Below are 3,033 nucleotides of genomic sequence, written 5' to 3'. Positions count from 1 at the left end.
CAGCGCGCTCGACGAGGTGACGCCGCCCGGCGCGCTGCGTTTCGATCCGGAGGACCACGAGGAAGTCGCCGCGCTGATCCTCGAGCTCGCCGCGAAACCGCCCGCGCGCGAACCCGAACGCTGGCGCGAATGGGCCGAGCGCTTCGGCCCCGAGCCGTATGCGCAGCGCCTCAACAACCTGCTGCGCGAATTGGCCGCATGAGGCTCGAAGCCGTCATCGCCGTCGTCTGCGCCGTGGCATTCGCGGGCCTGCTGCTGTTCCAGCCGCCGGGCCAGTTCGTCACTCTGCTGGCCGGCGCGGTCGTCCTCATCGCGATCCTGCGCTGGCCGATCTTCGGCCTGGTCATGTTCGGGTTCGCGGCAACGTTCGTGCCGTTCATGACCGTGCAGGTCGGCCTGCGCACGACCGCGTCTGAGGCAATCCTCGTCTTCATCTGGCTCGGCATCGCCTGGCAGTTTTTGCTGGGCCGGCGCCTGCCGGCATTCGGCCCGACCGAGCGCATGGTTGTCTATTTGATGCTGTTCAGCGCGCTGCCGTTCATCGTCGGCGAATGGATGATCTACATCGATCCGCATCCGCCGATCATGATCGGCGCTCCGGTCATCAGCAGCAGCAACGCCGGCACCCCGAGCGGCATCGTCAACTGGGCGCGTTGGCTGGTCGACGTGTCCTGCATTTTTCTCGTGCCGCTCGTGGTCGACAGCGAGCGCAAGCGCGATGCGGTCATCGCTGCGCTGCTGCTCGGCAATTTCGCGATGCTCGGGCTGTCGCTGACCTTGTTCCTGCGCAACAACGTCGCCACCGACATCATTCCCGTGCTCGACGCACTCAAGTACGCGCACCCGGAGCTGACCCAACATCTGTTCAAGGCATTGCAGGTGCGCCTCGGCACGACCTGGCTGCATCCGAACCTCAGCGCGGGCGAGATCGTGATGTTCCTGCCGCTCGCCATGTACTACGCCGGCGTGCATCGTGGCTGGCGGCGCTGGCTCGGCGGCTCGGTCGCGCTGATGGGCCTGGTCGGCATCGTCCTCACCGGCTCGCGCGGCGCGCTGCTCAGCGTCGTCGCGATCCTCGGCGTGTTCGCCTTGATGCGCGTGCCGGGCACGCGCAAGACGCTGATCGCCGCCGCGGTGTTCGGCGCTGCGCTGGTCAGTTTCTATCCCGCCGTGCAGTCACGCCTGTCGCAGACGTTCTCGGCAAGGAACGAGAGCACCGAAGTGCGCATGCAGGAGTACAGCGAATTCCCGCGCGTGATGGCGACGTATCCGCTCGGCATCGGCTTCAAGGTCGATCCGCCGGTGCCGGGCAGCGGCCTGATCGGCATCTCCAACCTCTGGCTAAACTACGTCTACAAGCTCGGCCTGCTCGGCGCGCTGCTGTACTGCGCCGTGCTGCTGCGCTGGTGGCGCGAGGTGCGTCCGCACGGCGCGGTGCGCGTGGTCGACCACGGCAACGGCGTGTGGCTGGCGAGCTTCGGTGGACTCGGCGGCGCGCTCGTCACCGGCCTGTTCGACCACTACTACAGCTTCACCATGGTGCTGATCGCGCTGTTCTGGCTGATGATGGGAATCAATCTGCAGGCCGCGCGCGCACTGCCGCAGGTCGGCGCGGTCGAACGCCGCATGCCGATGCGTCGCGTGCTCGCGGCGAGGGCCTCGTGAAATGAGGCATCGCATCTTCCATTCGCTCGACCTGCGCGAGCGGCTCGCCACGTATGCGCTCGAACTCGGCACCGACATGGGCTCGCTGTCGACGCGCTATCAGTGGATGCTCGACCACGAAGTGCTGTTCGAGGAACCGAACGGCAGCGGCATGCGCGTGTATCTGTCGCTGACCGATCTCACTCCGCGCATCATCGATCCGGCCACGCAGCGCTTCTATCTGCACCTGCGCGGCGAGCTGCCGATGCGCCGCTTCGTGCCGATTCCCGGCTTCAACATGGCCACGTTCCGTGCGTTCTGCACGATCGCCTGGGAGCAGTGGTACAACATTTTGATCAACAAGATCCCGAGCCACCACGTGCGTCTTGCCTGGCTCCGCCTCGGCGGCGCGAAGATCGGCCGCAATTCGACGATCTGGCGCACCACCGAAGTGCTCGGCATGGGCAACCTGACCATCGGCGAGGACAGCTCGATCGGCTGGCATTGCCAGATCGACGCGCGCTGCGGCCTGACCATTGGCGACCACGTGACGATCGCCTCCTACGTCATCGTCATCGCCGGCAGCCACGACATGCACGCGAAGGAATTCTGGGCGGTCGGCACGCCGATCGCGATCGACGACTACGCCTGGATCGCCACGCGCGCGATCGTCACCAACGGCGCGCACCTCGGCCGCGGCTGCGCGGTGACCGCGAACACGCTGGTCAGCAAGGACATCGCGCCGTACAAAATCGTCGCCGGCAGTGCGGCGAAGGCGATCGGCGAACGCCCGTGCGACCTCGACTACAAGGTTCGCGGCAAAAGCCTGTTCAACATTTTTCACTGATCATGTTCGGCGCGACCGCATGGCTTACCCTCGCAACGCTCGCCGGACTCGCCACGGGCTTCGCGCGTGAGTGGCTGATCGTCGCAGCCTGGGGCAGCGGCGCGCGCAGCGATGCGTTCCTCGTCGCGATGTTCCTGCCGGAAGCATTGCGCATGATGATGGCCGGTGGCCTGGTCAACTCGGCCGCGCTGCCGCTGTACCAGGAACAGGCGCCGCGGCGACGCGACGGCTGGCTCTTCGGACAAAGCGTCAATCTCGGCCTCGTCGGCCTCGTGCTCGCGCTCGCGTTGTGGGCGCTCGCGCCCGCGCTCGTCGCAATGATCGGCCCAGGCCTCGCGCCGGCGGCGCGCGAAGATGCCGCAACGACATTGCGCACGCTCGCCTGGTGCCTACCCGGCATCTGCCTGCAGGCGTTGTGGAGCGTGCCGCACCAGGCCGCGTCGCGCTTCGTGCGCGCGGGACTCGCCTCGTTCCTCTACAACCTGCCCGCCGTGTGCCTGCTCGGATTCGAAGGCCATGCCACCGACGCGACGACGCTGTCC

At 66.9% G+C, this 3,033-nt stretch carries 4 protein-coding genes; all 4 read left to right on the top strand.

Annotation, left to right across the window (positions count from 1 at the left end; translation table 11 throughout):
* The coding region (locus VF497_RS04155) for a hypothetical protein (protein ID WP_330886378.1) at positions 1-202 on the top strand (202 nt) is incomplete at its 5' end.
* Positions 199-1,665 carry an O-antigen ligase family protein gene (locus VF497_RS04150; protein ID WP_330886377.1) on the top strand — a complete coding sequence of 489 codons (1,467 nt, stop codon included), beginning with the start codon at positions 199-201 and terminating at the stop codon, positions 1,663-1,665. The genes VF497_RS04155 and VF497_RS04150, both read left to right, overlap by 4 nt.
* 1 nt (position 1,666) lies before the next feature.
* On the top strand, positions 1,667-2,491 hold the full coding sequence (locus tag VF497_RS04145) for an acyltransferase (protein ID WP_330886376.1): 825 nt from the start codon (positions 1,667-1,669) through the stop codon (positions 2,489-2,491).
* 2 nt (positions 2,492-2,493) lie between these two features.
* A partial coding sequence (locus VF497_RS04140; RefSeq protein ID WP_330886375.1) for a lipid II flippase MurJ occupies positions 2,494-3,033 on the top strand: 540 nt, incomplete at its 3' end.

It is taken from the genome of Rudaea sp. (assembly GCF_036383415.1).
Lineage (GTDB): Bacteria > Pseudomonadota > Gammaproteobacteria > Xanthomonadales > Rhodanobacteraceae > Rudaea.
This window is presented reverse-complemented; position numbering and strand designations above follow the sequence as displayed.

Bases quoted from the DNA above. Each gene is read 5' to 3' on its own strand.
- VF497_RS04150 (WP_330886377.1), top strand. From the start codon at position 199: ATGAGGCTCGAAGCCGTCATCGCCGTCGTCTGCGCCGTGGCATTCGCG.
- VF497_RS04145 (WP_330886376.1), top strand. From the start codon at position 1,667: ATGAGGCATCGCATCTTCCATTCGCTCGACCTGCGCGAGCGGCTCGCC.